Below are 1,815 nucleotides of genomic sequence, written 5' to 3' on the forward strand. Positions count from 1 at the left end.
TCCGGTTCGTCTCGATAATACTGGGCAAGGCCGTTAATCGCACTAACATTACCCTGAGTAGCTAATTGCTTGACGATCGAGTAAGTATCCGGTTCGTCTCGATAATTTTCTGTGAGGGCGTTAACCGCACTACCATCACCCTGAGTAGCAAATTGTTTGACGATCGAGTGAGTCTCCGGTTCATCTCGATAATTTTCTGCGAGGACATAAATCACATAAGCATTACCCTGAATAGCAAATTGTTTGACGATCGAGTGAGTCTCCGGTTCATCTTGATAATGTCTAGCGAGGACACGAATCCCATTACCATCACCCTGAATAGCTAATTGTTTGACGATCGAGTGACTATTCGGTTCATCTCGATAATACTGGGCAAGGGCATAAATTGCACTACCATTACCCTGAGTAGCTAATTCTTGCAGTTTTTTATAACCAGATTGTTCACCTTGCCATACTCTCCCAATCGAATCACAAGCATTGATCGATATTTCCCAGACTCCCGAACCTTCTGATGACAAGTTAACTAATTCACCCAGCCGTTCTAAAATTGCTTCATCCACCTGACTATATAACTGGCGATTTCGCACTTCTGTTAAAAAGTCAGCAGCGAGAAACACATTTAAATAAGCAAAACCTTTCCCATCTAGTGTCAAAAGATGTTCCATAATCGATTTAATCGGGTCGGTATTGTTATCATCATTACTACTCAACAATCCGACCAGTAGCCGTAATATTTCATGCCAGTTTTCATTTTGCCAATAACGCCCAAAAAATTGTGATTGCAGCTCATTCAAACTGAGCTGACGGTTGATACCTGTACATTTCTTGAACAGATCGTAAGCACAGAAGTATTCAGCAAAGGTACGATGGACAAAGGCAAATGAATTGTCACCTAGCAAACAGAGAATGAAATTTCTAACTCTGAGCTTGTCGATAATTTTTTTCGTGCCTTTAAATGGATCTGAATATTTAATACTCTCTAAATATTCCCGAACGATCTGTTCTAAATTTTCTTCACTAATCAGATTTGTACGAGAGTCAGAATTTTTGGTTTGCATGTGATATGCAACTCGCCGCAGGATTTCCTGTTTGTTCTGTAAGTCAATTCCCTCTAAATCGGGATCTTGTAGCTCATGGATATCAGCATCCCATTTGTGAAGCAATAATTCTGCTGCTTGTTCGTAGAGTTTGAAACGTTCTTTGGGTAAAGTTTGAGAGCGATTGATTATCGCCATCATGGTGAGTAGGAGCGGATTACCTGCTAATTCTCGAATTGCTTTGTTATGAGTATTTTGGATAGTTTCTAATAATATTTTCCGCTTTTTCTCACCTTCGGTAGTATCATTGAAAGCGAACTGATGCCATCTGTCGATAAAATCTGGGACTTGAGTTTTGAGATCGAGATCTTGGAGCATTAAATGCTGGAAGTTAGCCAAATCTTGTTTGTATCCCAGCCAGCGCGAACTCACGATAATTTGGACATCGGGATAGTCGATACTAAAGCGATAAATATCGTTAGTAATTTCACTCCTAAGTTTGGGAGCGAAGACTTCATCTAAGCCATCGAATAACGCAATGACTTGTCCCGATTTCAATTCTTTGTCCAACTCCTGTCGATCGAGATGGCAGAAGGTATTGCCCTGATGAAAAAAGTCTAATAAACTTTTACATTTACCGCGCTCTTTATCATCACCATAGAGACGTAATTCGGCAAATAGGGGTAGCCGCTCTCGATATCTTTCTGCGCTGGATTTTTTTGCCCATGATAGGGCTAAATATTGCAATAAACTCGATTTACCACTACCAGGGTCGCCC

The 1,815-nt window shown here is 40.6% G+C and carries 1 pseudogene; it reads right to left on the reverse strand.

What is annotated here, in order from left to right:
* Positions 1–1,815, reverse strand: a pseudogene (locus RMO27_RS19790) (signal transduction protein); the annotation flags it as partial.

Source organism: Chamaesiphon sp. OTE_75_metabat_556, from assembly GCF_031378165.1.
Taxonomy (GTDB): Bacteria; Cyanobacteriota; Cyanobacteriia; order Cyanobacteriales; family Chamaesiphonaceae; genus Chamaesiphon.